Origin of the sequence: Kitasatospora sp. MAA4 (genome assembly GCF_029893355.1) — a bacterium.
GTDB lineage: Bacteria > Actinomycetota > Actinomycetes > Streptomycetales > Streptomycetaceae > Kitasatospora.
The window spans coordinates 325,719-351,508 of sequence record NZ_JARZAI010000003.1 but is presented as its reverse complement, the minus strand read 5'-3'; the positions used below and the strand labels follow the sequence as shown (position 1 = coordinate 351,508).

Genomic DNA, 25,790 nt, shown 5'->3' with positions numbered 1-25,790 from the left:
CGATGACCACGGCCGACCTGCTCCCGGCAGCCCTCGGACGACGCTTCCCCCGCGTCGTCCGGGGGCTGGCCGGCCTGCGCGTACGGCTGCTCACCCAGCGCTACCCCACCACGGTGGACTTCGGCTTCGCGCTGGTCGTCCTGGTGCTCACCGCCGCGACGCACGGCCGCCACCTGCACCACCACCCGGGAGTCTGGCTGCTCCAGGTCGCCCTGGTGCTGCCGCTGACCTTCCGCCGCCGGGCGCCGTACGCCGTCTTCGGGGTGACCGCCGGCGTCGCCTTCGTGCAGTGGCTGACCAGCGCGGGGATGCCGGCCGACATCGCCGTACTGCTGGCCCTCTACACGGTCGCCGCGCACTGCCCGCGCCGCCGGACCCTGGTGGCCTACGGGATCGCCGAGCTGGGCGTGGTGCTGGCGGTGACCCGCTGGCTGCCGCACAACGCCTACGACAGCCCCTTGGAGAGCTGGTGCAAGGCGGCCTTCATGCTCTCCGGCGCCACCACCGCCGCCGCCGTGCTGGGCCTGAACGTCCGGGCCCGGCGGGCCCAGCTCGTCGCGCTGCGCGAACGCGCCCGCGAGCTGGAGCTCCAGCGCGACCAGCAGGCCGCCCTCGCGGTCGCCGAGGAGCGCTCGCGGATCGCCCGGGAGATGCACGACATCGTCACGCACAACCTCTCGGTGATGGTCGCGCTCGCCGACGGCGCGGCCTACGCCAACCCGCACGCCCCCGACCGGGCCACCGCCGCGATGCGGCAGTCCGCCGAGACGGGACGCCAGGCGCTCACCGACATGCGGCGCTTCCTCGGCGTGCTGCGCGCCGACGAACCCGACGCGCTGCGCCACCCGCAGCCCGGCCTCGGCCAGCTGGAGGCGCTGACCGCGCAGGTCAGGGCCGCCGGGCTGCCCACCGAACTGCGGCTGGACGGCGAGGTCGGCGGGATCTCGCCCGGCGCCCAGCTGACCGTGTACCGGCTGGTGCAGGAGTCGCTGACCAACACGCTCAAGCACACCGCCCCGGGCGCGCGGGCGGTCGTCATGGTGCGGTGTTCAGCCGACGCCGTCCAGGTGGAGGTCCGCGACGACGGCCGGGCGGTCCCGGGCGGTTCGAGCGCGGGTGGCCCGGCCCACGTGGGCCACGGCCTGGCCGGCATGCGCGACCGTGCGGCCGCGTACGGTGGCGAGCTGAGCGCCGGACCGCTGCCCGGCGGCGGCTGGCGGGTGGCCGTCACCCTCGATCTCGGACCGGACCCCCAGGAGGTACCGCCGTCATGACCATCCGCGTGCTGCTGGTGGACGACCAACCGCTGCTGCGGGTGGCCTTCACCCTCGTGCTGGACTCGCAGTCGGACATGGCGGTGACGGGCGAGGCCGGCGACGGCGCCGAGGCCGTCCGGCTGGCCGCCGCGCAGCGGCCCGACGTGGTGCTGATGGACGTCCGGATGCCCGGCATGGACGGCATCGAGGCCACCCGGCGGATCGTCGAGCACTGCCCGGACACCAAGGTGCTCATCCTGACCACCTTCGACCTGGACGAGTACGCCTTCGCCGGGCTGCGCGCCGGGGCCTCCGGCTTCCTGCTGAAGAACGCCCAGCCGGACGAGCTGCTGAGCGCGATCCGCAGCGTGGCCGCCGGGGACGCCGTGGTCGCGCCCCGGATCACCCGGCTGCTGCTGGACACCTTCGCCTCCCACCTGCCCACCGACGGCGGCGGCCTCGCCCGCGGCGAGCAGGCCATCGAGGCGCTGACCGCGCGGGAGCGCAGCGTGCTGGTCCAGGTCGCGCGCGGGCTGTCCAACTCCGAGGTCGCCGCCGAGCTCTACCTCGCCGAGGCCACCGTGAAGACGCACGTCAGCCGGATCCTGCTCAAACTGGGGCTGCGCGACCGGGTGCAGGCCGTGGTCTTCGCCTACGAGAACCGCCTGGTGCGCCCTGCCTGAAATCGCGCGTCTCCGGACCGTCCCCGGTGCAAGAATCGAACGATGAGCGACCTACCCCCAGCCCAGCAGCGTCGAATCGCCGCCCTGCGGGCCTGCGAACGGATCCTCTCCGAGGGACGGCCGGTGACCATGCGCGAGCGCCTCGCCGCGCTCAGCACCGCCGACGGCCTCGACGCGCCGCCCGACTTCTACGGCGGCAACGGCCCGGTGCGGCAGCTGGAGGAGCGGGTGGCCGGCCTGCTCGGAACCGAGAACTGCGTCTTCTTCCCCACCGGCACGATGGCCCAGCAGGTCGCCCTGCGCTACGGCGCCCAGCTGACCGGCCGCGACGCAGTCGCGCTCCACCCGCTCAGCCACCTGGAGCGGCACGAGCGGTACGCCTACAGCCAGCTCACCGGGCTGCGCGCGATCTGGCCCGGCAGCGCCGCCCGCCAGCCCTCGGCCGCCGAACTGGCCGAACTGGGCGAACCGTTCGGCACCCTCACGGTCGAACTGCCGCTGCGCGACGCCGGGTTCGTGCTGCCCAGCTGGGACGAACTGGTCGAGCTGAGCGCGGCGGCCCGCGCCGCCGGCGCCCGGGTGCACTTCGACGGCGCGCGGATCTGGGACACCACCGTCCACTTCGACCGCCCGCTCGACGAGATCGCCGGCCTCGCCGACAGCACGTACGTCTCGTTCTACAAGACCCTCGGCGGGATCAGCGGCGCCGCCCTGGCCGGCACCAACGAGCTGGCCGCGTACGCCCGCACCTGGCGCCACCGCTACGGCGGCAACCTCTACCAGCAGTGGCCGGCCGCGCTGTCCGCGCTCATCGGGCTGGACACCGAACTCCCGCGCGTCCCCGGCTATGTGCGCCACGCCCGGGTCGTCGCCGGCGCCCTCGCCGCCCTCCCCGGCGCCCGCGTCAACCCGCTGCCGCCGCACACCCACCGCTTCCAACTCTGGCTGCCGCACCCGGCCGAGGCGCTCAACCACGCCGCCCTGACCCTCGCCGAGGAGCAGCGGGTCTGGTTCGTGGACCGCTGGCAGAACACCGCCGCCCCCAACCAGTCGATGACCGAAGTCACCGTCGCCGGAGCCGCCCTGGACTGGACCGCCCCCGAAGTCACCGACGCGGCCGAGCACTTCCTGTACCTGGCCCGCCGCGCGGAATAGCTCAGAGCTGGTCGATGGCCGTGAGGTCGATGTCGATCGTGAACGGGACGCCGGTCTTCAACCGGTCGTGATGAATGCCGGTCACCACGTAGGTGCTGGTGGCCGGTTCCAGCTCGAAGACATAGACGACCGGGCGGCGCCCCTCCGCCTTCTCCACCCGCCAGAAGTGCGGGATGCCTGCCTGGGCGTACTTGCGGGGTTTGGTGTCGCGGTCACGCTCGATGGACTCCGGCGAGACCACCTCGACGGCGAGCAGTACGTCGGCCGCCTGGAAGCCGGTCTCCTCGGCATCCTCGCTGACGGCCGACGCCCGAACCACGCAGATGTCGGGCTCGGGCCGGTCACGGGGGCCGAGGGTGACGGTCATCTCGCGGACCACCTGAAGATCCTCCGGCACCGTCGACCGAAGTCCCTGCTCAAGCAGGTACATGACCAGCGAGTGGAAGAACTTCTGCGGGCTCATAAAGATCAGGCTCCCGTCGAGCAACTCCGTGTGCGGCGGGAGGTCGGGCAGGTGATCGAGATCGTCGGCGGTGAAGCCGCCCACGGGCGGGATCAGCCAGTCAGGTACAGCGGTCATGGTTCCTCCCATGGGGCGATCCTCACCGACAGTCCCAGCGTAGCGGGAGGGAATCCCGCCAGGACCACCCCACCGAGTGAGTCATCCCGATCAATACCGCAGGGCCGCGCCCACCGAGGCCTTGACCGTGCCGCTGAGGGTGCGGTTGCTGCGGGCGGTGACGTCGGCGGTCTGGCCGGCGGCTAGGGAGGGGACGGTGACGACGGTGGCGTCGAGCAGGCTGCCGGAGGCGTCCTTGAAGTCGACCTGGACCGTGTAGTGGTTGGCCGAGGTCTGGTGGTTGGTGACGAAGACCGTGACGTCGCTGCGGCCGTCGGCGCCGGCGCTCACCTCGCCGAGGGTGACGTCGCCGGTGGCGTCCAGACCGCCCTGGATGCTGGCGAGCGCGGACGAGGCGGCGGCCGCCGCCGAGGAGGCGGCGGATGCGGCGGCGGAGCCGAGACCGCCCGCCGCCGAGGCCCCCTGCGAGGCGATGGACTGCCCGGCGGAGGCGGCCTCGGAGGCCAGCGACTGGGCGGCGGACTGGGCCTGCGAGGCCAGCGACTGGGCGGCCGCTGCCGCCGAGGAGGCCGCCGAACTCACCTTGACAGTGGTGCTGGAGGAGCAGCCGGCCGCTCCCAGCACCGTCACCCCGATCATGAGCGTGACGGGAGCAAGGGTTCGGCGGGCGGAGCGGGGCGACTGGCGGACCATGGCGGCCTCTTCCCTGGGAATGCGACGGAGGTCCCCTTCACCCTTCGTCAGGTGGGGGGACCTCGCTAGCCAGGCGGCGCATCCGTGCGCCGAAGGGGGCCCGCTCAGAGGCTCAGGTAGATCGCACTGCCGATGCCGGCGACCATGCAGTAGATCGCGAACGGCGTCATGCTCTTGGTCTCGAAGTACTTGGTGAGGAACTTGACCGACACGTACCCGGCGACGAACGCCGCCACGCAACCGGCCGCCAGCGGGCCGCGGATGCCGGCGTTCTCGGGGGCGAACAGCTCCGGCGCCTTGAGCAGCGAGGCGGCCAGGATGACGGGCGTGGCCAGCAGGAACGAGAAGCGCGCGGCGTCCTCGTGGTTGACCCCGCGCAGGATGCCGGTGCTCATGGTGACGCCGGAGCGGGAGATGCCGGGCAGCAGGGCCAGGATCTGCGCGGAGCCGATCCACATGCCCTGACGCAGGCTCAGCTGGGCGAGCCGGCGGTCGGACTCGACGGCCGGGTCCACGCCCGGGGTGTGCTCGACCTGCTGGCCGGCCCGCCGGCGTCCGCCGCCGCCGCGCCGCAGGCGCTCGGCGCCCAGCAGGACGAAGCCGTTCAGTGCCAGGAAGATCGCGGCCGGGACCGGCTTGCCGAGCGCGGCCTGCAGGGCCTTCTCCGCGACCAGGCCGGCGATGCCGACCGGGATGGTGCCGACGATCAGCAGCCAGGCGAGCTTCTGGTTGACCGTCTCGATCCGGCGCTCGCGTATGGAGCTGAAGAGCCCGTTGACCACGCGGACCCAGTCCTTGCGGAAGAACACCACCAGCGCGAGCGCGGTCGCCAGGTGCAGACCCACCAGCACCGCGAGGTAGGGCGACTTGGCGACCGTCATGTCCAGGTCGTGGTGCACCCCGCCGCCGATCAGCGCGGGTATCAGGATGCTGTGTCCCAGGCTGGAGACCGGGAAGAGCTCGGTGACGCCTTGCAGCAGGCCCACGCCGATGGATTCCGGGTAGGTCAGGGACATCGCACACCTTTGATTTGCGGTACGGGTCGCTACGGAGGGGACAGCGTACCGAGGTGTGTCGACGCAAGCCTCAGGCCCCTGCCAGCGAGAACGTACTACAGATCTGTAGACGCCCAGCGGTCAGGGGCCGGAATTCATCCAGCGGTCATCCCATGGTCATTCAGGCTCCGACGCCATGGTCGCGGAGGCCGCCGCGGCCGCCTCCTTGACCACCCGCTGGCGCTTGGAGACCACCGAGACCGCGCCCGCCGCGCTGGCTGCGAAGGCGGCAACTCCCATCCACGGCCGGTCCAGCCGGCTCCCGGTCGCCGCGTCCAGCGAGTAGCAGCCCGCGCCGGCGATCCCGAGGGCCAGACCGCAGGCGCCGAGCAGCGCCGGGTACTCGTAACCGCCCTTGGTGGCGAAGAAGCCGTGCGGGAAGTGCACCGCGATCGCCCCCGCCATCGTCCCGGCCACGATCGACCCGGCGGTCGGCGTCGCCAGGCCCGCGATCAGCAGCGCGCCGCCGCCCGCCTCACCGAGCCCGGCCGCCAGCGCGCTCTGCCCGCCCGGTTTGAACCCCATCTTCTCCATGCCCTGCGCGGTGCCCTCCAGGCCACCGCCGCCGAACCAGCCGAAGAGCTTCTGCGTACCGTGCGCGAAGAGCACCCCGCCGACGGCGGCGCGCAGGGCGAGCAGTCCGAGGTCCTTGCGGTTGACGCAGCCCATGATGTCCTCTTCTCTCCGAACCCCCGTGCGCCTTCCATCCCAGCCGACCGCCCCCCGGTCCTCGACCGGGACAGGCCATCCGAGGGACCCGCCGTGCGGCTGCGGCCTGCGGCGGACACCCGCACCCATGCTGGGGGGATGTCCGTCTTCAACCTGAGCAGCGCCTTCGTCACCTTCTTCGCCGTGGTCGGCCCGCCCAAGGTCCTGCTCGCGTACGCCCAGCTCAGCCGGGAGCGCACCGTCGCGCGGATGCACCGGTTGACGCTGGTCAGCTCGGCGCTGGCAGCGGTGGTCGGCACGGTGATGGCCTTCAGCGCCGACGCGGTGACCTCGTTCTTCCACGTCAGCGACGAATCGCTGCAGCTGGCCGGCGGCGTGATCTTCTTCATCTACGCCATCGCCCTGGTGCTGGGCCTGCACCTGGGCTCGGCGAGCGAGGACGACACCGACCGGCTGGCCAACCCGCTGGCCGAGGGCGTGCGCGAACTGCTGCTGCCGTACGTGGCGAGCCCGCTGGCGATGACGGCCGTCCTGGTCGAGTCGCTCACCAAGGACACCTGGGCCTGGCGCACCACGATCGCGTCCGCCTACCTCGCGGTGGTGGTGATCAACGCCGTCTGCGTCCTGGTGCTCGCCCCGCTGCTGCGGCGCACCCACCAGACCTCGCTGGAGGTGCTCTCGCGGCTGCTCGGCCTGCTGCTGGCGGCCGTCGGCGTGGAGCTCTTCCTGAACGGCCTGGCCGGGCTCGGCGTGCCGCTGCCGGGCGGCGCCCACTGACCTGGCGTCAGTGGTCGGGCGGCGTCACCGGGCGCCAGGGGACGGGGCTGGAGAGGATCATCGAGCTGGCCGGCCGGCCATAGTCGGCGAGCCGGTCGATCAGCGCCTCGAACTCGGCCATCGTCGGCACCGCGACCATCAGCGCGCAGCAGGCGCCGCCGGTGACCCGGTGTAGCTGGAGCACCTCGGGCCAGGCCGCCACCTCGGGGTCGCGCAGGACGCAGCGCGGGCCGTAGCACTGCACCTGCACCAGGGCGGTGACCGGCAAACCGCTGCGGGCCAGGTCGACGTGGGCGTGGTAGCCGCTGATCACGCCGTCCGCCTCCAGTCGGCGGACCCGCTCGGCGACGGCGGGCGAGGAGAGGCTGACCCGGCGCGACAGCTCGTTGTAGGAGAGCCGGGCGTCCTGCTGGAGCTCGGCCAGCAGGCGGCGGTCGACGGCGTCCATGGCTGGGCTGCTCCGGGTGGCTCGTGCTGATGATGCGCTGTTCACGCATGGCAGGCCGGATCGGGGAAAGACCTTTTGAATGGAAGGCGGGGCCCCGGATCAGGTAGGCGTCGCCCCTTCAGGAGGAAGGACGACCCGCCGCACAATAGTCCGCATCGGCCACCAGGAGGAACAGGCAATGGCTCAGCACACCGTCAGCACGCCCAAGCTGGCGTTCGCCCCGGAGGGCCTCGGGCCCGAGGGCGAGGACAGCGGGGCCACGCCGTACGAGCGGTACGCCCGCCTGGACGTCCTGCACACCCTCCAGCAGCCGCGCAGCAAGATCGACGCCGAGCTGTCGTTCATCATCACCACACAGGTGATGGAGCTGCTCTTCGACCTGCTGCGGCACGAGTGGACCCGCGCGCAGCACGCGCTGCGCGAGGACGACCTGACCGAGGCGCTTGCCGCGCTGCGCCGCGGGACCCACGTCCAGGACGTGCTGAACAGCTCCTGGGACCTACTGGCCACCCTCACCCCGGTGGAGTTCACCGCCTTCCGGCCGGTGCTCGGCGAGGCCTCCGGCTTCCAGTCCTCGGCCTTCCTCCACCTGGAGTTCCTGATCGGCAACAAGGCCGAGAAGCTGCTGGCCATGTACCAGGGCAGCACCGCCACCCACCAGGAGCTGGCCGGCGCACTGCGCGCCCCGAGCCTGTACGACGACGTGCTCGCGCTGCTCGCGCGGCGCGGCCTGGCGGTGGACGGCACGCCGAGCACCGCGCGCTACCAGCCCGACCCGGCGGTCGAGGAAGCCTGGCGGACGGTCTACACCGACCCGGCGACGGCCGACCTGGCAGCCCTGGCGGAGGCCCTGCTCGACACCGCCGAACGGGTCACCCGCTGGCGCCAGCGGCACTACGCTTCGGTCAAGCGCTCGATGGGCGCCAAGCCCGGCACCGGCGGGTCCAGCGGCCTGACCTGGCTGAAGGCCGCCGCCGAGCAGGACGTCTTTCCCGAGCTGTGGTCCGTGCGAGGAGCCCTGTGAACATCCCCGTCAGTCGTGAAGAGTGTGCAGCGCTGGACGCCGTGGACCCGCTGGCCGCCTTCCGCAAGGAGTTCACCCTCCCCGAGGGCGAGATCTACCTGAACGGCAACTCGCTCGGCGCGCTGCCGGTGCGCACGCCCGAGGTGGTGCGCCGGACCGTCGAGGACGAGTGGGGCCAGGGCCTGATCCGCAGTTGGAACGCCGCGGGCTGGACCGACCTGCCGTACACCCTCGGCGACCGGATCGCGCCGCTGGTCGGCGCCGGGCCCGGCGAGGTGGTGGTCTGCGACACCACCTCCGTCAACCTCTTCAAGGTGCTCACCGCCGCGCTGCGGCTGCGCCCGGGACGGCGGACGGTGCTCGGCGAGGAGACCTCGTTCCCCACCGACCTCTACATCGCCGAGGGCGTCACCGGCCTCTTCGAGGGCGGCCGCAGCGTGCTGCTGCCCTCGCTGGACGACCTGGACGCCCACCTGGACGACAGCGTGGCCGCCGTGGTCCTCTCGCACGTCGACTACCGCACCGGCGTGCTGCTCGACATGGCGGAGATCACCGAGCGGGTGCACCGGGCCGGCGCCCTGATGATCTGGGACGTCTGCCACTCGGTGGGCGCGCTGCCGATCGAACTCACCGCCTGCGACGCGGACTTCGCGGTCGGCTGCACCTACAAGTACCTCAACGGCGGGCCGTGCGCGCCGGCCTTCCTCTACGCGGCGCCGCGCCACCACGCCGTCGCCGACCAGCCGTTGACCGGATGGTTCGGGCACGCCGCGCCGTTCGCCTTCCAGCCCGGCTACCAACCGGCCGAGGGCATCGGGCGGTTCCTCACCAGCTTCCCCTCGCTGCTCGCCCTCGCCGGGCTGCGCGCCTCGTTGGAGATCTGGGAGCACGTCGACCTGGCAGCGGTGCGGGCCAAGAGCCTGCTGATGTCCGAGCTCTTCATCCAGCAGACGGACGGGCTCGACCTGGTGACGCCTCGTCAGGCCGAGTGCCGGGGCAGCCAGGTGGCGATCCGGCACGCCGACGGGTTCGCGGTGGTGCAGGCGATGATCGAGCGCGGCGTGATCAGCGACTTCCGGGCCCCGGACCTGATGCGCTTCGGGTTCACGCCGCTGTACCTCTCGTACACGGACGTCTGGGACACCGCGCAGGCGCTGCGCGAGGTGCTGGCGAGCGGGGAGTGGCGCGAGGAGCGCTTCGGGCGGCGCGGCGCGGTGACCTGAGCGGGTCCACGGACGGACCCGCTCAGGTCACGGGTCAGTCGTGCCGTCCGCCGCGGCGGCTGATGACCACGGCGGCCGTGCCGCCCAGCAGGAGGACTACCGCCGCGCCTTCGGCGAAGCCGGTCGCGTCCGACTGGCCGGTGTCCGGCAGGACCGGGTGGGTCGGGGTGGGCCAGGCGGTGGTGGGACGCGGCGGGTGGGTGTGGGTGTGAGTCGGGTCAGGTGTGGGGGTGGGCTTCGGGGTCGGCGTGGGCGTCGGCGTTGGCGTGGGCGTTGGCGTTGGCGCCCCGCAGTCGGGCAGGTCGCCCGTGAAGTCGTACGCGTGCAGCTCGTACCCGCCGGTGCCCGACTGGATCAGGGCGCCGGCCAGGTAGACCCGGCCGTTCTGGCCCGCCGTGGAGAGGGTCGTGACGCCGTCCGGATTGCCTCCCATGATCGAACCCTGGAACTGCGAACCCCCGGTGATCTTCGCCTTGCCGGCGGTCGGGAAGTTCCACATCAGCTTGGGCCGCAGGACGGTGGTCGGGTCCGCGGGGGCGCCGGTGCCGGTGTAGGTGTTGATCAGCGCTTCGTCCGACAGCATGTTGACCAGGACGGTCGCGCCGACCGGGATGTTCCGGAAGACCAGCCCGATCTGGCCACCGCTCGAACTCGCAAGGTTCTGGCTGACGTTGAAGACCTGGCGGGAGCTGGTTCCGTCGCCGGTGAAGGTCGCCTCGCTGTTGGTCACCACGACCGTGCCGGTCGCCTTCGCCTTGGCGTAACAGGCCGACAGCGTCTCGACGGTGGTCCGCACGTCGGTGAACTTCGAGGCCACCGTGGGGTCGTGGATCTGTTTGCCGGTCGGCTCCAGCTCCACGGTTCCGGTGGTGGTGCCGCCGTAGCGCAGGTTGCCCCAGGCGACGCCGACGGGCTGCGGGGCCCTGGAGTCGTGGGCGCCGACGAGCAGCCGGTTGGTCGGCTTGACCAGCAGGTTGCCGCCGACCGAGACGTAGTCCGTCCCCGAGGGCGGTGGGACGCGTGAGCCGACGCCGACCGCACCCGTGTTGAACACGCCGCCGCCGTCCTTGTCGATGGTCAGGTTGCCGAGCGTGACGATCTTGCCCTCGGCCTCGGCGGCCCGGCCGTTCACGGTGTAGTCGCCGCCGGTGAAGATGTTGATGGTCGCGTCGCGGCCCGCGAAGTCGTTGTTGTTCGGCGGAGTCGGGAAGGGGGAGGGGCAGTCGGGACCGCTGCAGGCGCCGAGCGGAGACGGTAGCGGCGCGGCGACGGCGGCGGGGCGGGGAAGCAGCAGCGCGCCCACCGCCAGCGCGGATGTCAGCGCGATCGCGGCCGGTAGCGCGGCTCTGCTGCGGAGGGTGCTCGCTGGGCTCATCGGGGTCCCCTTCGGGTCTGCGGTTTCAGCGCTCCCGGTCGGACGCGCGCGTCCGGGTCATCGAATCCGGGGAGGGTGCGACCGGGCACGGGCCGCACCGGGTCCGGGCTGAAAATCCGTCGAACGGTCCAGTCGCGGGCCAGTTGGAGCCACCGAACGGGTGGGTGTTAGCGTGCCGGAAGGGTCCTTCCGGCCCCCTCGATCTACCGCTAAGGCTGCCGTCCCCATGGCCAAGTTCCTGCTCAGCCTGCACGTCCTCGTCGCCATCCTGGCGATCGGCCCGGTCACCGTGGCCGCGAGCATGTTCCCGCGCAAGGCGCAGGCCGCGCTGGCCGGCGGCGAGGGGCAGCAGGCGGGCGCACCCGAAGCCGTCGCCTCGGTCGGGCTGCTGCACCGGATCACCAAGGTGTACGCGCTGCTCGGGATCGCCGTCCCGATCCTCGGAGTGGGGCTCGCGCAGGTCATGGGCGTGATGGGCCAGATCTGGCTGATCGTCTCGCTCGCGCTCACCGCGGTGGCCGCCCTGGTGCTGCTGGTGCTGGTGCTCCCCCGGCAGGAGGCAGTGGTGGCCGCGCTGGCGGGCGAGGAGGACTCCGACAGCGCGTCGGCGCTCGGCGGGCTCAAGCTGCTCGCGATGAGCACCGGGGTCTTCGCGCTGCTCTGGGCCGCGGTCACGGTGATCATGGTGGTCCGGCCCGGCTCGACCACGCACGTCTGACGTCGTCAGGGCTTGCGGAGGGTGAGCCGCACGCCGGCCCGCTTGACCGCCCGGCCCACGATCGCGGTCTCCACCCGGCCCACCCCCAGCGGCCCGAGCACCTCGGTGGTGAACCGGTACAACCCGCCGTGGTCGGCGCAGAAGAGCGTGGCCATCAGATTGGCCGGGCCGCTGGTCGCCACCACCCCGTGCACCTGCGGGTGCGCGGCCAGCGTCCGTCCGGCCTCGGCCAGCCGCGCCGGGGGGACCTCCAGCCACAGGTTGGCGTCCACCGCCATGCCCAGCAGCCTGGGGTCGACAGTGGCGTGCGTGCGCAGCAGGCCGGCGGCGCCGAGCCGGTGCAGCCGGCGCCGGACCGTCGACTCGGGCGCGCCGACGGACGCGGCCAGCGCGGCTGCGGAGAGCCGGGCGTCCTCGGTGAGGCCGCGCAGCAGTCGCTGGTCCAACTCGTCCGGCTGCACTGCCTGTTCGGTGGGTGCCGCCGGGGTGAACGCGGCCGTCTCGTCCGGGGTCAGGTAGCCCGCCCGCCACTGCCCGGCGTCACCGAACAGGTGCAGCACCGCGTGCACGGTGGTCTCGGTGACCGCGCCCGTGCCGGGCAACTGACTGTGCAGCAGCCGGTCGCGGCCGCTGCGGTCGGTCAGCACGACCGCGCCGATCTCCTCGCCGCCGAGCATGACGTCGACGAACGGGACGTCCGCGCGGGCCGCGAGCGCGTCCGCGATCGCCTCAACGCGGCCGCGCAGCACCCGGACGCGCAGGAGCAGCGCCCCGACCGCCTCGTCCGCGACCCTGCTCATCAGCACCACCCGCAGAACGCCCGTCCCGCGCAGCCGGGCCAACCGCCGGGTGACCGTCCGGACCGAGACACCCAGCACCTCGGCGATCCGGCCGGGCTCCGCGCGGCCGTCGATCTGCAGCGCGCAGACCAGGCGACGGTCCAGCTGGTCCAGCAGGGTGGCCGGATCCGCTGAACTGGTATCCATCGTTGTCCGATCTCCGCCGTATCCGGTGCTTCCTGCGTCCTCTTCTGCCGTGCTGACGGTACTCCTGGTGCTCCACGCACGGAGAAGGGCAGGAACGCATGCGGAAGCTGATGGAACAGGTCGAGGCAGTGGTGCGCGAGGTCGGCGCCCGGCTGGTCGAGCGGCAGGGCGACGCCCCGATCGCGGCGACCACCCGGGAGGGCGCCTTCGCGGCCTTCGCGGCGGTGGACGGGCCGGCGTCGGCGCTGCTGCGCGAACGGCTGGGCGCGCTGCGGCCGGCCGCCGGGTGGCTGGCGGAGGAGTGGGAGACGCAGGTGCCGGCCGACGGCGAGTGGTGGACGTGCGACGCCACCGACGGCGCGGTGCAGTACCTGCTGGGCCTGCCGCACTGGGCCGTCACGGCGACGCTGCTGCGCGGGGGCGAGGCCGTCCTGTCGGTGGTGCACGCACCCCGGCTCGGCCAGACCTACACCGCCGTGCGCGGCGGCGGCGCCGAGTTGAACGGGCACCCGATCCGGCCCTCCGCACGGGAGTTGGCGGCCGCCGTGGTCACCACCAGCCAACCGCCCACGGCGGCCGCCCGCCCCGAGGTGCTCCGCCGGGCCGGGCAGTCGCTCTCGCTGGTGCTGCCCGCCGTCCTCGCCGTCCGCAACCTCGGCCCCACCGCCCTCCAGGTCGCGCAGGTCGGCTCCGGGCACCTGGACGCGTTCTGGGAGTACGGCCCCGACGCCCACAACCTCCTCTCCGGCGCCCTCGTCGCCACCGAAGCGGGCGCCTCGGTCACCGACACGGCAGGCGCGCGGTGGACTCCGGGCGCCGACGGATTCCTGGCGGCGGCACCGGGGCAGCGGGCGCAGTTGCTGGCGCTGCTGGCGGAGGTGGAGTGAGTGGGCTGTCGAAATCCCGAAACGATCAGTGAGGCGTTGCGGTGGATATTGCGAAGGTTTACTGAATGTGGCGCCCCCCAATTATCGGATGATCGCGCCCGATCTGCGGGAATGGCCAGAAGTGATCGCCGCGATTCACCGAATGTGTACTGACTATCCGCGAGATCGTCACGGCATCGATGATTCGGGCGGACGATAGCGGGGAAACGGCGCCGGGCCTCTCCTTTCTGGACGAACGTTCTGTCCGGAGAATCGCCACTCGGGCAGGCATAGGGTCGTCTCTCCGGACGCCCTGGAGGCACCTCATGCCTGCGAGAAGACGGCGCCACGGCGAGGAAGGCATCAGCGTGACACTGAACGTCAGCTACGGGGAGCGGTACGGCTGGACGGTCGTCCAGGTCACGGGGGAGGTGGACCTCGAAGGCGTGGCGGCGCTGCGCGAACGGCTTCAGCGGCTGATCGCCGAGGGCTGCCATCAGATGGTCGTGGATATCAGCAGGCTCGGATTCTGCGACTCCATGGGATTCGCGGTGCTGGTGGCCACCCGCCGCCTGATCGCCGCTCGCGGCGGGCGGCTGCGCCTGGTGCTGCCCGGCCCGGAGGCGCACATCCGCCAGGTGCTCTCGCTCTTCGGGATCGAGAAGATCTTCGAGGTCCACGGGTCGATCGAGGAGGCGCTCGCCGACCACCGCGAGATCCCGGACGAAGCCGGAGCCGGGGCCGCTGTACCCCAGCAGCGGGATGCCACGTCGGCGACGGCGGACTGATGTCGCCGCTGTAACGCTCAAGTCAGCGTGGTGGCCGGGTGGTTGGGGTCGTCGGTCTGGATCAGGACGTCGGCGGTGGTGGCGGGGTCGAGCTCGGTGGTGTAGCGGTCGAAGGCGGGAAGGGTCCAGTGGTCGGCGGGTGGGGTGCGGCGGCGCAGGGCGGCGGGTGACATCCGGAGGTGGATGGTGAGGTCGAACGGGAACCAGCGGCCCTGGAGGAGCGGCCCGTCCAGCAACAGGACGGTGCCGGGCGGCAGTTCGACGTAGGGGCTGCGGGTGGCGCGGTCGGTGGCGGGGTCGCGGAGGTCGGTGAGGATGCGGCCGGTGCCGCCGGGGTCGAGGGGGGTGAAGACCTCGCGGAAGAGGGCGTCGGCGTCGAGCCAGAGGTCGTAGTAGGCGTCGGCGTCCTGGTGGCCGTACTCCAGGCGCAGCGAGGCGGGGCGCAGGAAGCCGGTGCTGCGCACGCGTTGGACGGATCGGCCGCGCAGGCGCAGGGCTTCGGCCAACTCGTCGGCCAGGCGGTCGGGTTGGGCGGCGGGGGCGCCGTCCAGGGCGATCCGCGGCCAGGCGCCGCCGTCGGACGGCTCGATCCGCTCGACACGGTCGGCGAGTCGGTCCGTCAGTCGGGGCCAGGTGATCGGGTGCAGCCGCATGATCCCATCATGCCCGGCCGGCTGCGGCCGTCTCCAGCAGTGTCTTGCCGAGGGTGCCGCGGGACTCCATCGCGGCGTGGGCGGCGGCGGCGTGGGTGAGCGGGAAGCGCTGGCCGATGACCGGGTGGAGACGGCCGGCGGCGGCTTCGGTGAGGGCGTGCAGGGTGGCGGCGCGGAGGGCTTCGGGGGTGGGGAGGGCGCGGGTGAGGCGGACGCCGCGGGTGGCGGCCAGCTCCTCGGGGATCGCCGCCCAGCTGCCGCTCGACAGGCCGTAGCTGACCATCCGGCCGCCCGGGCCCAGGAGTTCGAAGGCGGCACGACCGACGGCGCCGCCGACGCCGTCGAGCACCGCGTCCACGGCACCGACCGCCGCGCGGACGCGGTCGGCCCAGTCCGGCTCGCGGTAGTCGATCGCGAGGTCGGCGCCCAGGTCGGTGGCCAGCTCCAGCTTGCGCGCGCCGCCCGCGACGGCGACGACCGTGGCGTCCGCCGCCTTCGCGAGCTGGACCAGCAGGCTGCCCACCCCGCCGGCCGCGGCCTCCACCAGCACCGTGTCGCCGGGGCGCACTTCGGCGGCGCCCAGCTGCAGGGTCGCGGTGCGCCCGTCGGCGAGCAGGGCCACCGCGTCGTCGAGCGCGAGCTCCCGCGGCACCTCGTACAGCCCGTCGGCGGCGACGGCGACGCGCTCGGCGTAGCCGCCGGATCCCCCGGTGCCGGTGACCACGCGGCGGCCCACCCAGCCCGGGTCGACGCCGGCGGCGACCGCCGCGACCACGCCGCCGACGCCGTTGCCGGGGATCATCGGCAGCTCGGCGCGGAACGGGCCGGCGCCGGTGGCCCGGAACTGGGTCTCCACGAAGGTGATGTTCGCGTAGGCCACGTCCACCAGCACCTGCCCGGGACCGGGCACCGGGTCGGGTGCCTCCCCCGGGACCAGCACCTCGGGACCGCCGAACTCCTTCAACCACACGGCGCGCACGGGGAACTCCTCAGTCGGGCTGCTGTGACGCGATCAGCCTCGCACTTCAAGCGGACTTGAGGTCAAGGGGATCGAGGGAGGATGCGGGAGGGCGGACAGGCCGGCGGCCGTCGCCGCGTGGGACTGCTCGTCCAGCAGCGCGGGCGTCCCGCGCAGGCGGTGGGCGGTGTCGGCGGCGGCCAGTGCCAGCAGGCCCGGGAGCAGGTCGACGCTGCGGCGGGCCAGCCAGGCGGTGCCGCGGGTGGCCAGCCACCAGAGGTCGGCGGCGCGGGTGGGGGGCGGGGGTGTGTGGACGGCGGCGGGCGCGGGGCCGGGGTGGTGGCCGGCGTCGGCGAGCAGCGCGTGGTAGTGGCGGGCGATCAGCAGGTGGCCGGACGGGCTCGGGTGCAGCCGGTCGGCGCTGAGCAGGGTGCGGTCGGCCGTCCAGGGCAGCCGGGCGAGGTGCAGGTGCAGGGCGCGGTGGCGGTCGGACAGCTCGTGGACCACCGCGTTGACGGCGGCCATCCGCCGGGCCAGCGGGCGGGCGAACGGCTGCGGCAGGCCGATCAGCAGGCCGGGATCGGGCAGGCAGGCGGTGAGCAGGACGGCCCCGGCGCCGCCGAGTTCGCCCAGTGTGCGGTCGAGTGCGGCCGCGGTGCGGGAGATGTCGAAGTCGGCCCGCAGGGTGTCGTTGCCGCCGACCAGCACGGCGGCCAGCTGCGGGTGGAAGTCCAGGGCGGCGGGCAGTTGGCGGTCCGGGAGGTCGGTGGCGCGGGCCCCGCTGGCGGCCAGGTTGCGGAAGGCGACCCGGGCCGGGTCGGCGGCCAGCGACGGCGCGAGCAGAGCCGCCCAGCCCTGCCACCCGTCCGGGCCGGGCGCGCCGACGCCCTCGGTGAGCGAGTCGCCGAGCGCGGCGAAGCGGACGGTCCCGGCCGTCATGGCCGCCCTGCCAGTTCGGCCGGGTCGGCCTCGTGCACCGCCAGGAACGCCGTGACGGCGGCCGACCAGCCGAACGCCTGCGCCCGGTCCCGGGCCGTCGCGCGGCTCCCCTGCTCCGGGCGGGCGAGCAGCGCGGCGACGGCGTCCGCGAAGCCCGCCGCGGTGTCCTCGGCCACCGCGCCGGCCCGGCCGACGACAGCCGGAAGCGCCGACGAGCGGCTCACCGCGACCGGGGTGCCGCAGGCCAGCGCCTCCAGGGCGGCCAGCCCGAAGGTCTCCGCCGGGCCGGGCGCGAGTACCACGTCCGCCGACGCCAACAGGGCGGCCAGGGACTCCCGTTCGGCGACGTGGCCGAGGAAGTGCACGGGCAGGTCGGCCCGCCGGGCACGGGCTTCCAGCCGCTCGCGCAGCGGACCCGCGCCCGCCACCACCAAGGCCGCCTGCTGCCCGCGGCGGCGCAGCTCGGCGAGCGCGTCCAGGGCGCGTTCGGGGCGCTTCTCCGGCGAGAGCCGCGAGCAGAGCACCAGCAGCGGCTGTCCGGGGGCGGCGTACCGGGCGCGGACGGCCGGGTCGCGCCACCGCGGGTGCAGCTGGTCGAGATCGACGCCGAGCGGTGCCTCCAGCAGGTTCCGCGCGCCGATCCGGCGGAACTCCTCGGCGGCCCAGGCGGTGGTGCAGACCACCGCGTCGTACGCCTGCGCGGTACCGGAGTTGACCCGGTCGGCGAGCAACTCGGCGGCGCGCTGCGGCAGTCCGTGGGCGCGGAGCAGACCGGTGGCGTTCTCGTGCGAGACCATGGCGGCCCGCACGCCGTGCCGTCGGGCCCAACGGCCGGTCCAGCGCAGGGTGGTGCGGTCGGAGACCTCGAGTCGGTCGGGCGCCAGGGCGGCCAGCGTGCGGGCCACCGCGCGGCGGTCGGTCAGCACGCGGTAGCCGCCGCTGCCGGGCAGTACCCGGCCGGGCAGGGTGATCACCCGGCCCTGGGCGGTGGTCTCGTCGCGGTGGTCGGGGCCGGGCACGATCAGGACCGGGTCGTGCCCGGCGGCGAGGTAGCCCGCGCCGAGATGGTGCAGGGCGGTGCGCAGGCCGCCGGAGACGGGCGTGACGAAGTTGGCGAGCCGGACGATGCGCAGGCCGGTGCTCATGCGGGCTGCTCCTCGGCGGGGACGGGCAGCAGCGGGGGCAGCACGGGGACAACCGGCTCCAGAGGCAGCGGCTCGCCGCGGTGCTCGGCGAGCACCTCCGCGTAGTGCCGCAGCAGCAGGTCGCCCACCGCCTCCCAGGTGCGCGCGGTGACGTCCGCCCGCCCGGCCCGCCCGTAGACCACCCGCCGGGGCCGGTCGGCGGCCAGCTCGGCCACCGCCCGGGCGACGGCCCGGGCGTCGCGCGGGGCGATCAGCAGGCCGGTGCGCCGGTGCCCGACCAGGTCGAGCGGACCGCCGGCCGCCGGGGCCACCACCGGCACCCCGCTGGCCATCGCCTCCTGGATGGTCTGACAGAAGGTCTCCAGCGGGCCGGTGTGCACGAAGAGGTCCAACGTGGCGTAGCAGCGGGCCAGTTCCTCGCCCGTGCGGCGGCCCAGGAAGACCGCGCCGGGCAGCGCGGACCTGAGCGCGGGCGCGCTGGGGCCGTCCCCGATCACCACCAGGCGCACGCCCGGCAGCGAGCAGACCCCGGCGAGCAGGTCGACCCGCTTCTCGGGCGCGAGGCGTCCGACGTAGCCGACCAGCACCTCGCCGCCGGGCGCCAGCGCGCGGTGCAGCGCCTCGTCGCGGTGGCGGGGGTGGAAGCGCAGCGAGTCGACGCCGCGCGGCCACAGGTGGACCCGCGGTACGCCGTGGGCGGTGAGGTCCTGCGCGGCGGGGGTGGAGGGCGCCAGGGTGCGGGCGGCCGCGCGGTGCACCGCGCGGATCCGGTGCCAGGCGGCGCCCGCGCCGAGGGCGCCGCCGACCCGGTAGGCCTGGGCGTAGCCGGCCAGGTCGGTCTGGTAGACGGCGAGTGAGGGCACGCCGAGCCTGGTCGCCTCGACCGCCGCGCGGGCGCCGAGCACGAACGGGCTGGCCAGGTGGACCAGGTCGGGCCGGTGTCCGGCGATCGCTGCGCCCAGTCGGGAGCTGGGCAGTGCGAGCCGGACCTGGGGGTAGCCGGGCAGCGGGATCGAGGGGATCCGGACCACGGGCAGCACGGTGGCGTCCGGGCCGAAGGAGTGCGCCGGGACGCTCGCGCCGCGAGCGGGGGCAGGGGTGACGATCAGGGGTTGGTGGCCGCGTCGGACCAGGTGCTCGGCGGTGCGCAGCACGCTGTGGGCGACGCCGTTGACTTCGGGCGGGAAGGACTCGGTGGCGATGACGACACGCATGCCATGGTTGTTGCCTGGCCAGGCGTGCTTCGGGCCAAAGGGATCTGTCGAACGGGCGAACGGTGGCCAGCACTTTCCCGCAGGTCGCCGGGGGCCTCCCCCAAGCCCGATCAAGACATGACAAAGGATCATGACAAATCCGCGCACAACAGCTAGGCAACCGACCAGTAACCAACTTACGGTCAACTCCCCACAGTTCAGAGTGAGGAGTAGTGACTTGCCCAGACGCGCCCCCACCCTCGGTCGGCTCGGCCGCAAGCTCCCGGCCGCCGCCCTTGCGCTCGTCCTGCTGTCCGCCGCGCCCGCCGTCACCGGCGGCTCGGCCGTCGCCGCCATCCCCCACGCCGCCGCCGACTACTGCGGCGGCCAGTGCGACGACATCCTGCCGCCCGGCGAGAACGGCAACGCCACCCTCGCCGACATCCTCGGCAACAAGATCTTCGGCACCAGTCCGGCCCACACCAACGACCAGCTCGGCCCGTACGCCAACCTCGCGGCGGCCTACCCCGGGCTCACCGACAGCCAGTTGGGCAGTTTCTTCAACGACGCATCGTTCGGCGTCCAGCCCAGCCAGGTGGCCAGCAGCATCAGCCCGCGCCCGGACGTCACGATCGTGCGCGACAAGGCCACCGGCGTCCCGCACATCACCGGCACCACCCGCTACGGCACCGAGTACGGCGCGGGCTACGCCGCCGCCCAGGACCGGCTCTGGGTGATGGACCTGTTCCGGCACGTCGGCCGGGGCGAGCTGTCCGGCTTCGCGGGCGGCGCGGTGGCCAACCGGCAGCTGGAGCAGAGCTTCTGGCAGGTCGCCCCGTACACCGAGGCCGAACTCCAGCAGCAGATCGACTCGATCGCGAGCCAGGGCGGCCGGGGCCAGCAGGCGCTGACCGACGCGCAGGCGTACCTGGACGGGATCAACCAGTACATCAGCACGGCGTACAACAGCCGGACCTTCCCCGGCGAGTACGACCTCACCGGCCAGATCAACGCGATCACCAACGCCGGGACCATCCAGCCCTTCAAGCTGACCGACCTGGTCGCGCTGGCCTCGGTGATCGGCGCGCTGTTCGGCTCCGGCGGCGGGGGCGAACTCCAGTCCGCCCAGGTCAAGCAGGCCGCCGAGGCGCAGTACGGCACCGCGCAGGGCGACGCCGTGTGGAGTTCACTGCGCGAGGCGGACGACCCGCAGGCGCTGACCACCGTGCACGACGGGCAGTCCTTCCCGTACGCGCTGCCGCCCGCGAACCCGCAGGGTGTGGCGATGCCGGACCCGGGCTCGGTCGTCCCCGAGCAGCTGATCTACAACGCCACCGGCTCGGCGACCAGCAACACCAGCAAGGCGGCCGGCGTCCTGCCCGGCAACCTGCTGACCGCCAAGCACGGCATGTCCAACGCGCTGGTGGTGTCCGGGGCGCACACCGACGACGGCCACCCGGTCGCCGTGTTCGGCCCGCAGACCGGCTACTTCGCCCCGCAGCTGCTGATGCTGGAGGAGTTGCAGGGCCCGGGGATCAGCGCGCGCGGCGCCGCCTTCGCGGGGCTGAGCTTCTACGTCGAGCTCGGCCGCGGCGCGGACTACGCGTGGAGCGCCACCTCGGCCGGCCAGGACATCACCGACACGTACGCCGTGCCGCTCTGCACCACCGACGGCTCGCCGGTCACGACGGCCAGCGAGTCCTACCTCTACCACGGCCAGTGCCTGCCCTTCGACAAGCTGACCCAGTCCGACTCCTGGTCGCCGACCACCGCCGACTCCACCCCGGCGGGCTCGTACAACCTGGTGATGTACCGCTCGGACTACGGGCTGGTGACGGCGCGCGGGACGGTCGGCGGCAAGCCGGTCGCCTTCACCTCGCTGCGCTCCAGCTACAAGCACGAGGCCGACTCGATCATCGGCTTCCAGATGTTCAACGACCCCGGCGCGGTGCACAACGCGGCGAGCTTCCAGCAGGCCGCGCAGAACATCAACTACACCTTCAACTGGTTCTACGCCGACGCGAACGACACGGCGTACTACAACTCCGGCAGCAACCCGGTGCGGGCGCCCGGCGTCGACCCCGGCCTGCCGGTGGTCGCCGACCCCGCGTACGAGTGGCAGGGCTTCGACCCGGCGACCAACACCGCCCAGTACACCCCGCCCTCCCAGCACCCGCAGTCCGTCGACCAGGACTACTACGTCTCCTGGAACAACAAGCCGGCCCCCGGCTACGGCTCCGCCTCGTTCGGCGACGGCTCGGTGCACCGGGCCAACCTGCTGGACACCCGGGTCAGGGCGCTGATCGCGGGCGGCGGGAAGGTGAGCCGCAGTTCGCTCACCCAGGCGATGGAGAGCGCGGCGCTGACCGACCTGCGCGGCGAGGACGTGCTGCCCGACCTGCTCCAGGTGATCAACAGCTCTCCGGTCACCGATCCGCAAGTGGCGAATCTGGTCCAGGAGTTGCAGAACTGGCAGGCCGACGGCACCAAGCGCACCGAGACCAGCGCCGGCAGCCAGGTCTACCGTGACGCGGACGCCATCCGCGTGATGGACGCCTGGTGGCCGCTGCTGGCCCAGGCGGAGTTCCAACCGGGCCTGGGAGCCGGGCTGTTCACCGCACTGACCGGTGCACTACAGATCAACGAGTCGCCGTCGGGCGGGCAGACCGGCCCGGTCAGCGGCGGCGTCAGCGCCAACGAGTCGATCCCGCACAAGGGTTCGTCCTTCCAGTACGGCTGGTGGAGCTACGTCGACAAGGACCTGCGCTCGGTGCTCGGCCAGTCGGTGGCCGGCCCGCTCGCCCAGCCGTTCTGCGGCGGCGGGAGCCTGTCGGCCTGCCGCAGCGTCGTGATCAGCTCGCTGGAGCAGGCCGCCGCCGAGACGCCGGCCCAGGTCTACCCCGGCGACAGCACCTGCTCGGCCGGCGACCAGTGGTGCGCCGACACCATCGTCCAGCGCCCGCTGGGCGGGGTCACCGACGCCAAGACCACCTGGCAGAACCGGCCCACCTACCAGCAGGTGGTGCAGTTCCCGTCGCACCGCTGAGTACGGACGGAAGGGGGCGCCGGCGGGCGCCCCCTTCCTGAACGACGGTCAGGCGCTGACCAGTTCGGCGGCGTCCAGCGGCACGGCCGCCGACTCCACCCGGACGTCCCGCAGGAGGGCCGGCGCAAGCACCCCGGCGGCGGCCATCAGCACGGCGGCCGCCACCGCGGCGGCGTGCATGCCGCCGGTGAAGGCCTCGCGGGCGGCATGCAGCACCGCCTGGCCGCCGGCGCCCGGCAGTCGAGCGGCCACCGCCTGGGCGCCACCCAGGTTCTCCCGGACGGCCCGCACGCTGTCCGCGTCCAGTCCGGCGGGCAGCTTCGGCGTCAGCCGGCTGCGGTAGACGGCCGTGCCGATGCTGCCCAGGATCGCCATGCCGAGCGCACCGCCCAGTTCGGTGCCGGACTCCATCAGGCCGGAGGCCGAACTGGCCCGCTCTGCCGGCACCACGCCCATCACCAGCTCGGTGACCTGCGACATCACCGCCATCGTGCCGCCGGCGTAGCAGGCGGTGCCGAGCAGCACGACCCAGAGGGCGGAGTCCACCCCGACGAAGGCCAGCTCCGCGAATCCCGCCGCCATGGCCAGGAACCCACCGCACATGATCGACGCGCGGTCGACCCGCTGGGCGAGCGCCGCACACGCCGGGCCGACGCCGCCGACCACGACCGACGGCAGCACGCTCCAGAGCGCCGCCCGGATCGGGCTCATCCCCAGCACGGACTGCAGGTACTGGGTGCCGAAGATCGCGAAGCCGACCACCCCGAACATGGCCAGCACGTTCATCGCGATCGACCCGCTGAACGCCCTGCGCCGGACCAACTCCAGGTCGATCAACGGGTGCTGGTGGGTGAGCTGACGGCGGACGAAGACGGCCCCGAGCGCGAGGCCGGCCACCACGGAGAGCACCGACGAGAGCTGGAGGCCGTTGCGCGCCAGGTTGGTGATGCCGTAGATCACGGGCAGCACGGTGGCCAGCGAGAGCGCCGCGCTCAGCAGGTCGAAGCTGCCCTCGCGCAGCGTCGGGGCCTCCGGCAGCAGGACCGGGCCCAGCACCAGGAGCAGCACCATGGCCGGGGTGCTGACCAGGAAAACCGAACCCCACCAGAAGTGCTCCAGCAGCAGGCCGCTGAGCACCGGGCCGAGCGCGATACCGCCGGTGGTGACGCCGGTCCAGATGCCGATGGCCTTGCCGCGCTGCTTCGCGTCGTGGAACAGGTTGCGGACGAGGCCCAGGGTGGAGGGCATCAGCGTCGCGCCGGCGAGTCCGAGCAGCGCACGGGCGGCGATCAGCGTGTCGGCGCTGGTGGAGTAGGCGGCCAGAACGGATCCGGCGCCGAAGCCCAGCGCGCCGGTCAGCAGCAGTCGGCGGCGGCCGATCCGGTCGCCGAGCGCGCCCATCGTGATCAGTAGGCCGGCCAGCACGAAACCGTAGATGTCGAAGATCCAGAGCTGCTGGGTGCTGCTGGGGGCCAGGTCCCGGCTGATGAACGGGACGGCGAAGTAGAGCACCGAGACGTCCATCGAGACCAGCAGCAGCGGCAGCAGCAGAACGCCGAGCGCGATCCACTCGCGACGGCCCGCCAACGGGTGTTCCGTGGTGTCCATTCGGGTCTCCCCCGGTAGTATCCATCCTGGCGTACACCGTACGCGGTGCACTGCGTACAAAGTACGCATGGATGGTGGTGCACACAAGCCCTGCTTGAGTTCTGAAAACTGGAGGAACCATTGGACGCTCAGGGATCGGGCAGTGCATCAGTGCACTCAGGGCGCACTAGTGCACTAGGGGAGGCGCCCTACCTCCGGATCGTCGCGGAGATCCGGCGCAGGATCGTCGACGGTGAGCTGCGGACGGGCGACCGGGTGCCCTCCACCCGCCAGATCACCCAGGAGTGGGGCGTCGCCATGGCGACCGCCAGCAAGGTCCTGGCGGCGCTGCGCCAGGAGGGGCTGGTGCAGGCCCGACCGGGGGTCGGCACGGTGGTCACCGCGGAACTCGTGCCCGCACCGCAAGCCCCGCCGCCGAGCTCCGTCAGGCGGCCCGCGCGCGAGGGCGAGCACGGGCTCAGCCGGGAGCGGATCGTCCGCGCGGCGATCGCGATCGCCGACGCGGAGGGCATCGCCCCGTTGTCGATGCGCCGGGTCGCCGCCGAACTCGGCGTCGCACCCATGGCGTTGTACCGGCACGTGCCCGGCAAGGACGAGTTGGTGACGCTGATGGCGGACACCGCCATCGGGGACACCAGCTACCCCGACGACCCGCCGGTGGGTTGGCGGGCCAGGCTGGAGCTGGTCGGCCGCCTGCAGTGGGAGGTCTTCAAGCGCCACCCCTGGCTGGCACCGGCCATGTCGATCACCCGGCCGGCGCCGTCGCCCAACGCGATGCGCCACGGCGAGTGGGCGATCAGCGCGATGGACGGCCTCCCGCTCGATCCGGCCACCAAGCTCCACGCGCACCTGCTGCTCTTCAGCTACGTGCGGGGCATCGCCTTCAACTTCGAACTCCAGGCGCAGGCCGAGCAGGAGAGCGGCATCACCGACGAGGAGTGGATGGACGCGCAGGAGAGCGTCATGCGGACGCGGATGTCCAGCGGCGCGTTCCCCGCGTTCTCCCAGCTCATGCGGGAGCTGGACGCGACGAGCGGAACGGCCGGCTTCGACTCCAGCCTCGACACGCTCTTCGAGTTCGGCCTGACCCGGCTGCTGGACGGCCTCGGACTGCTGATCGAGGGCCGCGCGGCGGCGGCCGGGTAGCGGGCGCCCCCCGGGCGGCGGCAGTCGGCTTGCCCCGCCCCTGGGCGGCGCCGAGGCTGGCCGGGAGAACTGTCCGCCCGCTAGCAGGAACGGTCCCCTCCCATGACAGACCCCGGCCCCCGCCCGCACGACACCCGGCTGTCCGGCGAGTCGCCCGCCTACCGCTCGGCCCGCGAGGAGCTGCGGCTCGCCGAGATCGACCTGATGCACCACCGCGAGCGGGTCGCCACCCAACGTCGCGCTCTGCCACCGGGCCCGGCCGTCCAGGACTACACCTTCCTGGAGGGCCCGGCCGCGCTGCACGAGGGCGACGACCCGGTCCGCTCGGTGCAGCTGAGCGAGCTGTTCAGCGGACCCGAACGCCCGCTGGTGGTCTACCAGTTCATGTACGGCAAGCGGCAGACCAGCCCCTGCCCGATGTGCACCCTGTGGATCGACGGCTTCAACGGGGTGGTCCGCCACCTGACGCAGAACGTCGACTTCGTCGTCATCGCCGCCGCCGACCCGCACCCGCTGCGCGCCTACGCCCGGACCCGCGGCTGGGACCGGCTGCGGCTGCTCAGCTGCGCGGCCAACACCTTCAAGTACGACCTGGGCAGCGAGGACGAGCAGGGCAACCAGGACTCCACCGTCTCGGTCTTCACTCGCGACCCGGACGGCACCGTGCGGCACCGCTACTCGGCCCACCCGCGGATGGCCGAGGACATCGACCAGCGCGGCATCGACCTGCTCTCCCCCGTCTGGCACGTCCTGGACCTCACCCCGCAGGGGCGCGGCGACTGGTCCGGCGGGCTGGACTACTGACA

Annotated in this window: 25 protein-coding genes; 12 read left to right on the top strand and 13 right to left on the bottom strand. The window is 73.1% G+C overall.

What is annotated here, in order from left to right; genetic code table 11:
* Positions 1-2 precede the first annotated feature (2 nt).
* Genes P3T37_RS06240 through P3T37_RS06230 form a run of 3 tightly spaced genes read left to right on the top strand, consistent with a single transcriptional unit; the run spans position 3 to position 3,094 of the window.
* Positions 3-1,274 (top strand): histidine kinase, encoded by a 1,272-nt coding sequence (locus P3T37_RS06240; protein WP_280722397.1) that lies wholly within the window; start codon positions 3-5, stop codon positions 1,272-1,274.
* Complete coding sequence (locus P3T37_RS06235) at positions 1,271-1,939, top strand: response regulator transcription factor (protein ID WP_280722396.1); 669 nt, start codon at positions 1,271-1,273, stop codon at positions 1,937-1,939. Before P3T37_RS06240 ends, P3T37_RS06235 begins: the two co-directional genes overlap by 4 nt.
* 42 nt (positions 1,940-1,981) lie before the next feature.
* Positions 1,982-3,094: a beta-eliminating lyase-related protein gene (locus P3T37_RS06230; protein ID WP_280722395.1), complete on the top strand. Its 1,113-nt coding sequence runs from the start codon at positions 1,982-1,984 to the stop codon at positions 3,092-3,094.
* A 1-nt stretch (position 3,095) separates the two neighbouring features.
* On the opposite strand, the gene P3T37_RS06225 is transcribed toward P3T37_RS06230, so the two are convergent.
* From P3T37_RS06225 to P3T37_RS06210, 4 genes are all read right to left on the bottom strand, one after another.
* Entirely contained in the window at positions 3,096-3,674 is a 579-nt protein-coding gene (locus P3T37_RS06225) for a Uma2 family endonuclease (RefSeq protein WP_280722394.1), read from the bottom strand.
* A gap of 90 nt (positions 3,675-3,764) precedes the next feature.
* Positions 3,765-4,313, bottom strand: a complete 549-nt coding sequence (locus tag P3T37_RS06220; RefSeq protein ID WP_280722393.1) for a hypothetical protein — start codon at positions 4,311-4,313, stop codon at positions 3,765-3,767.
* A 158-nt stretch (positions 4,314-4,471) separates the two neighbouring features.
* Entirely contained in the window at positions 4,472-5,383 is a 912-nt protein-coding gene (locus P3T37_RS06215; RefSeq protein WP_280722392.1) for an undecaprenyl-diphosphate phosphatase, read from the bottom strand.
* 156 nt (positions 5,384-5,539) lie between these two features.
* The gene (locus P3T37_RS06210; protein WP_280722391.1) at positions 5,540-6,091 is read right to left on the bottom strand and encodes a DoxX family protein; all 552 of its coding nucleotides are present in this window, start codon (positions 6,089-6,091) and stop codon (positions 5,540-5,542) included.
* Positions 6,092-6,229: 138 nt separating this feature from the next.
* Here P3T37_RS06210 and P3T37_RS06205 point away from each other — a divergent pair, with 138 nt between their 5' ends.
* Entirely contained in the window at positions 6,230-6,868 is a 639-nt protein-coding gene (locus P3T37_RS06205) for a MarC family protein (protein ID WP_280722390.1), read from the top strand.
* Positions 6,869-6,875: 7 nt separating this feature from the next.
* On the opposite strand, the gene P3T37_RS06200 is transcribed toward P3T37_RS06205, so the two are convergent.
* On the bottom strand, positions 6,876-7,316 hold the full coding sequence (locus tag P3T37_RS06200; protein WP_280722389.1) for an Lrp/AsnC family transcriptional regulator: 441 nt from the start codon (positions 7,314-7,316) through the stop codon (positions 6,876-6,878).
* Positions 7,317-7,494: 178 nt separating this feature from the next.
* Between P3T37_RS06200 and P3T37_RS06195 the strand changes: the two genes are divergently transcribed.
* A complete protein-coding gene (locus P3T37_RS06195) occupies positions 7,495-8,340 on the top strand; it encodes a tryptophan 2,3-dioxygenase family protein (RefSeq protein WP_280722388.1) in 846 nt (281 codons plus the stop codon).
* Positions 8,337-9,563 (top strand): kynureninase, encoded by a 1,227-nt coding sequence (gene kynU, locus P3T37_RS06190; protein WP_348533218.1) that lies wholly within the window; start codon positions 8,337-8,339, stop codon positions 9,561-9,563. Before P3T37_RS06195 ends, kynU begins: the two co-directional genes overlap by 4 nt.
* Positions 9,564-9,597: 34 nt before the next feature.
* Here kynU and P3T37_RS06185 read toward each other — a convergent pair whose 3' ends face one another.
* Positions 9,598-10,938: a choice-of-anchor A family protein gene (locus P3T37_RS06185; protein ID WP_280722387.1), complete on the bottom strand. Its 1,341-nt coding sequence runs from the start codon at positions 10,936-10,938 to the stop codon at positions 9,598-9,600.
* A 226-nt stretch (positions 10,939-11,164) separates the two neighbouring features.
* On the opposite strand from P3T37_RS06185, the gene P3T37_RS06180 reads away from it, so the two are divergent.
* Positions 11,165-11,656 carry a hypothetical protein gene (locus P3T37_RS06180; RefSeq protein WP_280722386.1) on the top strand — a complete coding sequence of 164 codons (492 nt, stop codon included), beginning with the start codon at positions 11,165-11,167 and terminating at the stop codon, positions 11,654-11,656.
* A 5-nt stretch (positions 11,657-11,661) separates the two neighbouring features.
* On the opposite strand, the gene P3T37_RS06175 is transcribed toward P3T37_RS06180, so the two are convergent.
* The gene (locus P3T37_RS06175) at positions 11,662-12,642 is read right to left on the bottom strand and encodes an Lrp/AsnC family transcriptional regulator (protein ID WP_280722385.1); all 981 of its coding nucleotides are present in this window, start codon (positions 12,640-12,642) and stop codon (positions 11,662-11,664) included.
* A gap of 98 nt (positions 12,643-12,740) precedes the next feature.
* Between P3T37_RS06175 and P3T37_RS06170 the strand changes: the two genes are divergently transcribed.
* Positions 12,741-13,529, top strand: coding sequence for an inositol monophosphatase family protein (locus P3T37_RS06170; protein ID WP_280722384.1), 789 nt, complete (start codon positions 12,741-12,743; stop codon positions 13,527-13,529).
* A 347-nt stretch (positions 13,530-13,876) separates the two neighbouring features.
* Positions 13,877-14,296 carry an STAS domain-containing protein gene (locus tag P3T37_RS06165; protein WP_280722383.1) on the top strand — a complete coding sequence of 140 codons (420 nt, stop codon included), beginning with the start codon at positions 13,877-13,879 and terminating at the stop codon, positions 14,294-14,296.
* Positions 14,297-14,313: 17 nt separating this feature from the next.
* Here the strand turns inward: P3T37_RS06165 and P3T37_RS06160 are convergent, their stop codons facing one another.
* The 5 genes from P3T37_RS06160 to P3T37_RS06140 are packed head-to-tail and all read right to left on the bottom strand — an operon-like array spanning position 14,314 to position 19,205.
* On the bottom strand, positions 14,314-14,949 hold the full coding sequence (locus tag P3T37_RS06160) for a uridine kinase (protein WP_280722382.1): 636 nt from the start codon (positions 14,947-14,949) through the stop codon (positions 14,314-14,316).
* A 7-nt stretch (positions 14,950-14,956) separates the two neighbouring features.
* On the bottom strand, positions 14,957-15,928 hold the full coding sequence (locus tag P3T37_RS06155; protein WP_280722381.1) for a zinc-binding dehydrogenase: 972 nt from the start codon (positions 15,926-15,928) through the stop codon (positions 14,957-14,959).
* Positions 15,929-15,961: 33 nt separating this feature from the next.
* The gene (locus tag P3T37_RS06150; RefSeq protein WP_280722380.1) at positions 15,962-16,846 is read right to left on the bottom strand and encodes an SGNH/GDSL hydrolase family protein; all 885 of its coding nucleotides are present in this window, start codon (positions 16,844-16,846) and stop codon (positions 15,962-15,964) included.
* On the bottom strand, positions 16,843-17,991 hold the full coding sequence (locus P3T37_RS06145) for a glycosyltransferase (RefSeq protein ID WP_280722379.1): 1,149 nt from the start codon (positions 17,989-17,991) through the stop codon (positions 16,843-16,845). Before P3T37_RS06145 ends, P3T37_RS06150 begins: the two co-directional genes overlap by 4 nt.
* Complete coding sequence (locus P3T37_RS06140; RefSeq protein ID WP_280722378.1) at positions 17,988-19,205, bottom strand: glycosyltransferase family 1 protein; 1,218 nt, start codon at positions 19,203-19,205, stop codon at positions 17,988-17,990. The genes P3T37_RS06145 and P3T37_RS06140 overlap by 4 nt, the downstream gene beginning before the upstream one ends.
* A 130-nt stretch (positions 19,206-19,335) precedes the next feature.
* Between P3T37_RS06140 and P3T37_RS06135 the strand changes: the two genes are divergently transcribed.
* Positions 19,336-22,230 carry a penicillin acylase family protein gene (locus P3T37_RS06135; RefSeq protein WP_280722377.1) on the top strand — a complete coding sequence of 965 codons (2,895 nt, stop codon included), beginning with the start codon at positions 19,336-19,338 and terminating at the stop codon, positions 22,228-22,230.
* Between the two features lie 48 nt (positions 22,231-22,278).
* Here P3T37_RS06135 and P3T37_RS06130 read toward each other — a convergent pair whose 3' ends face one another.
* On the bottom strand, positions 22,279-23,838 hold the full coding sequence (locus P3T37_RS06130; protein ID WP_280722376.1) for an MFS transporter: 1,560 nt from the start codon (positions 23,836-23,838) through the stop codon (positions 22,279-22,281).
* 150 nt (positions 23,839-23,988) lie between these two features.
* On the opposite strand from P3T37_RS06130, the gene P3T37_RS06125 reads away from it, so the two are divergent.
* The gene (locus P3T37_RS06125) at positions 23,989-24,984 is read left to right on the top strand and encodes a TetR/AcrR family transcriptional regulator C-terminal domain-containing protein (RefSeq protein WP_280722375.1); all 996 of its coding nucleotides are present in this window, start codon (positions 23,989-23,991) and stop codon (positions 24,982-24,984) included.
* Positions 24,985-25,086: 102 nt separating this feature from the next.
* A complete protein-coding gene (locus tag P3T37_RS06120; RefSeq protein WP_280722374.1) occupies positions 25,087-25,788 on the top strand; it encodes a DUF899 family protein in 702 nt (233 codons plus the stop codon).
* Positions 25,789-25,790 lie beyond the last annotated feature (2 nt).

Coding starts and splice junctions, on each gene's coding strand:
- P3T37_RS06240 (WP_280722397.1), top strand. CDS start 3: ATGACCACGGCCGACCTGCTCCCGGCAGCCCTCGGACGACGCTTCCCC.
- P3T37_RS06235 (WP_280722396.1), top strand. CDS start 1,271: ATGACCATCCGCGTGCTGCTGGTGGACGACCAACCGCTGCTGCGGGTG.
- P3T37_RS06230 (WP_280722395.1), top strand. CDS start 1,982: ATGAGCGACCTACCCCCAGCCCAGCAGCGTCGAATCGCCGCCCTGCGG.
- P3T37_RS06225 (WP_280722394.1), bottom strand. CDS start 3,674: ATGACCGCTGTACCTGACTGGCTGATCCCGCCCGTGGGCGGCTTCACC.
- P3T37_RS06220 (WP_280722393.1), bottom strand. CDS start 4,313: ATGATCGGGGTGACGGTGCTGGGAGCGGCCGGCTGCTCCTCCAGCACC.
- P3T37_RS06215 (WP_280722392.1), bottom strand. CDS start 5,383: ATGTCCCTGACCTACCCGGAATCCATCGGCGTGGGCCTGCTGCAAGGC.
- P3T37_RS06210 (WP_280722391.1), bottom strand. CDS start 6,091: ATGGGCTGCGTCAACCGCAAGGACCTCGGACTGCTCGCCCTGCGCGCC.
- P3T37_RS06205 (WP_280722390.1), top strand. CDS start 6,230: ATGTCCGTCTTCAACCTGAGCAGCGCCTTCGTCACCTTCTTCGCCGTG.
- P3T37_RS06200 (WP_280722389.1), bottom strand. CDS start 7,316: ATGGACGCCGTCGACCGCCGCCTGCTGGCCGAGCTCCAGCAGGACGCC.
- P3T37_RS06195 (WP_280722388.1), top strand. CDS start 7,495: ATGGCTCAGCACACCGTCAGCACGCCCAAGCTGGCGTTCGCCCCGGAG.
- P3T37_RS06185 (WP_280722387.1), bottom strand. CDS start 10,938: ATGAGCCCAGCGAGCACCCTCCGCAGCAGAGCCGCGCTACCGGCCGCG.
- P3T37_RS06180 (WP_280722386.1), top strand. CDS start 11,165: ATGGCCAAGTTCCTGCTCAGCCTGCACGTCCTCGTCGCCATCCTGGCG.
- P3T37_RS06175 (WP_280722385.1), bottom strand. CDS start 12,642: ATGGATACCAGTTCAGCGGATCCGGCCACCCTGCTGGACCAGCTGGAC.
- P3T37_RS06170 (WP_280722384.1), top strand. CDS start 12,741: ATGCGGAAGCTGATGGAACAGGTCGAGGCAGTGGTGCGCGAGGTCGGC.
- P3T37_RS06160 (WP_280722382.1), bottom strand. CDS start 14,949: ATGCGGCTGCACCCGATCACCTGGCCCCGACTGACGGACCGACTCGCC.
- P3T37_RS06150 (WP_280722380.1), bottom strand. CDS start 16,846: ATGACGGCCGGGACCGTCCGCTTCGCCGCGCTCGGCGACTCGCTCACC.
- P3T37_RS06145 (WP_280722379.1), bottom strand. CDS start 17,991: ATGAGCACCGGCCTGCGCATCGTCCGGCTCGCCAACTTCGTCACGCCC.
- P3T37_RS06140 (WP_280722378.1), bottom strand. CDS start 19,205: ATGCGTGTCGTCATCGCCACCGAGTCCTTCCCGCCCGAAGTCAACGGC.
- P3T37_RS06135 (WP_280722377.1), top strand. CDS start 19,336: ATGACAAATCCGCGCACAACAGCTAGGCAACCGACCAGTAACCAACTT.
- P3T37_RS06130 (WP_280722376.1), bottom strand. CDS start 23,838: ATGGACACCACGGAACACCCGTTGGCGGGCCGTCGCGAGTGGATCGCG.
- P3T37_RS06120 (WP_280722374.1), top strand. CDS start 25,087: ATGACAGACCCCGGCCCCCGCCCGCACGACACCCGGCTGTCCGGCGAG.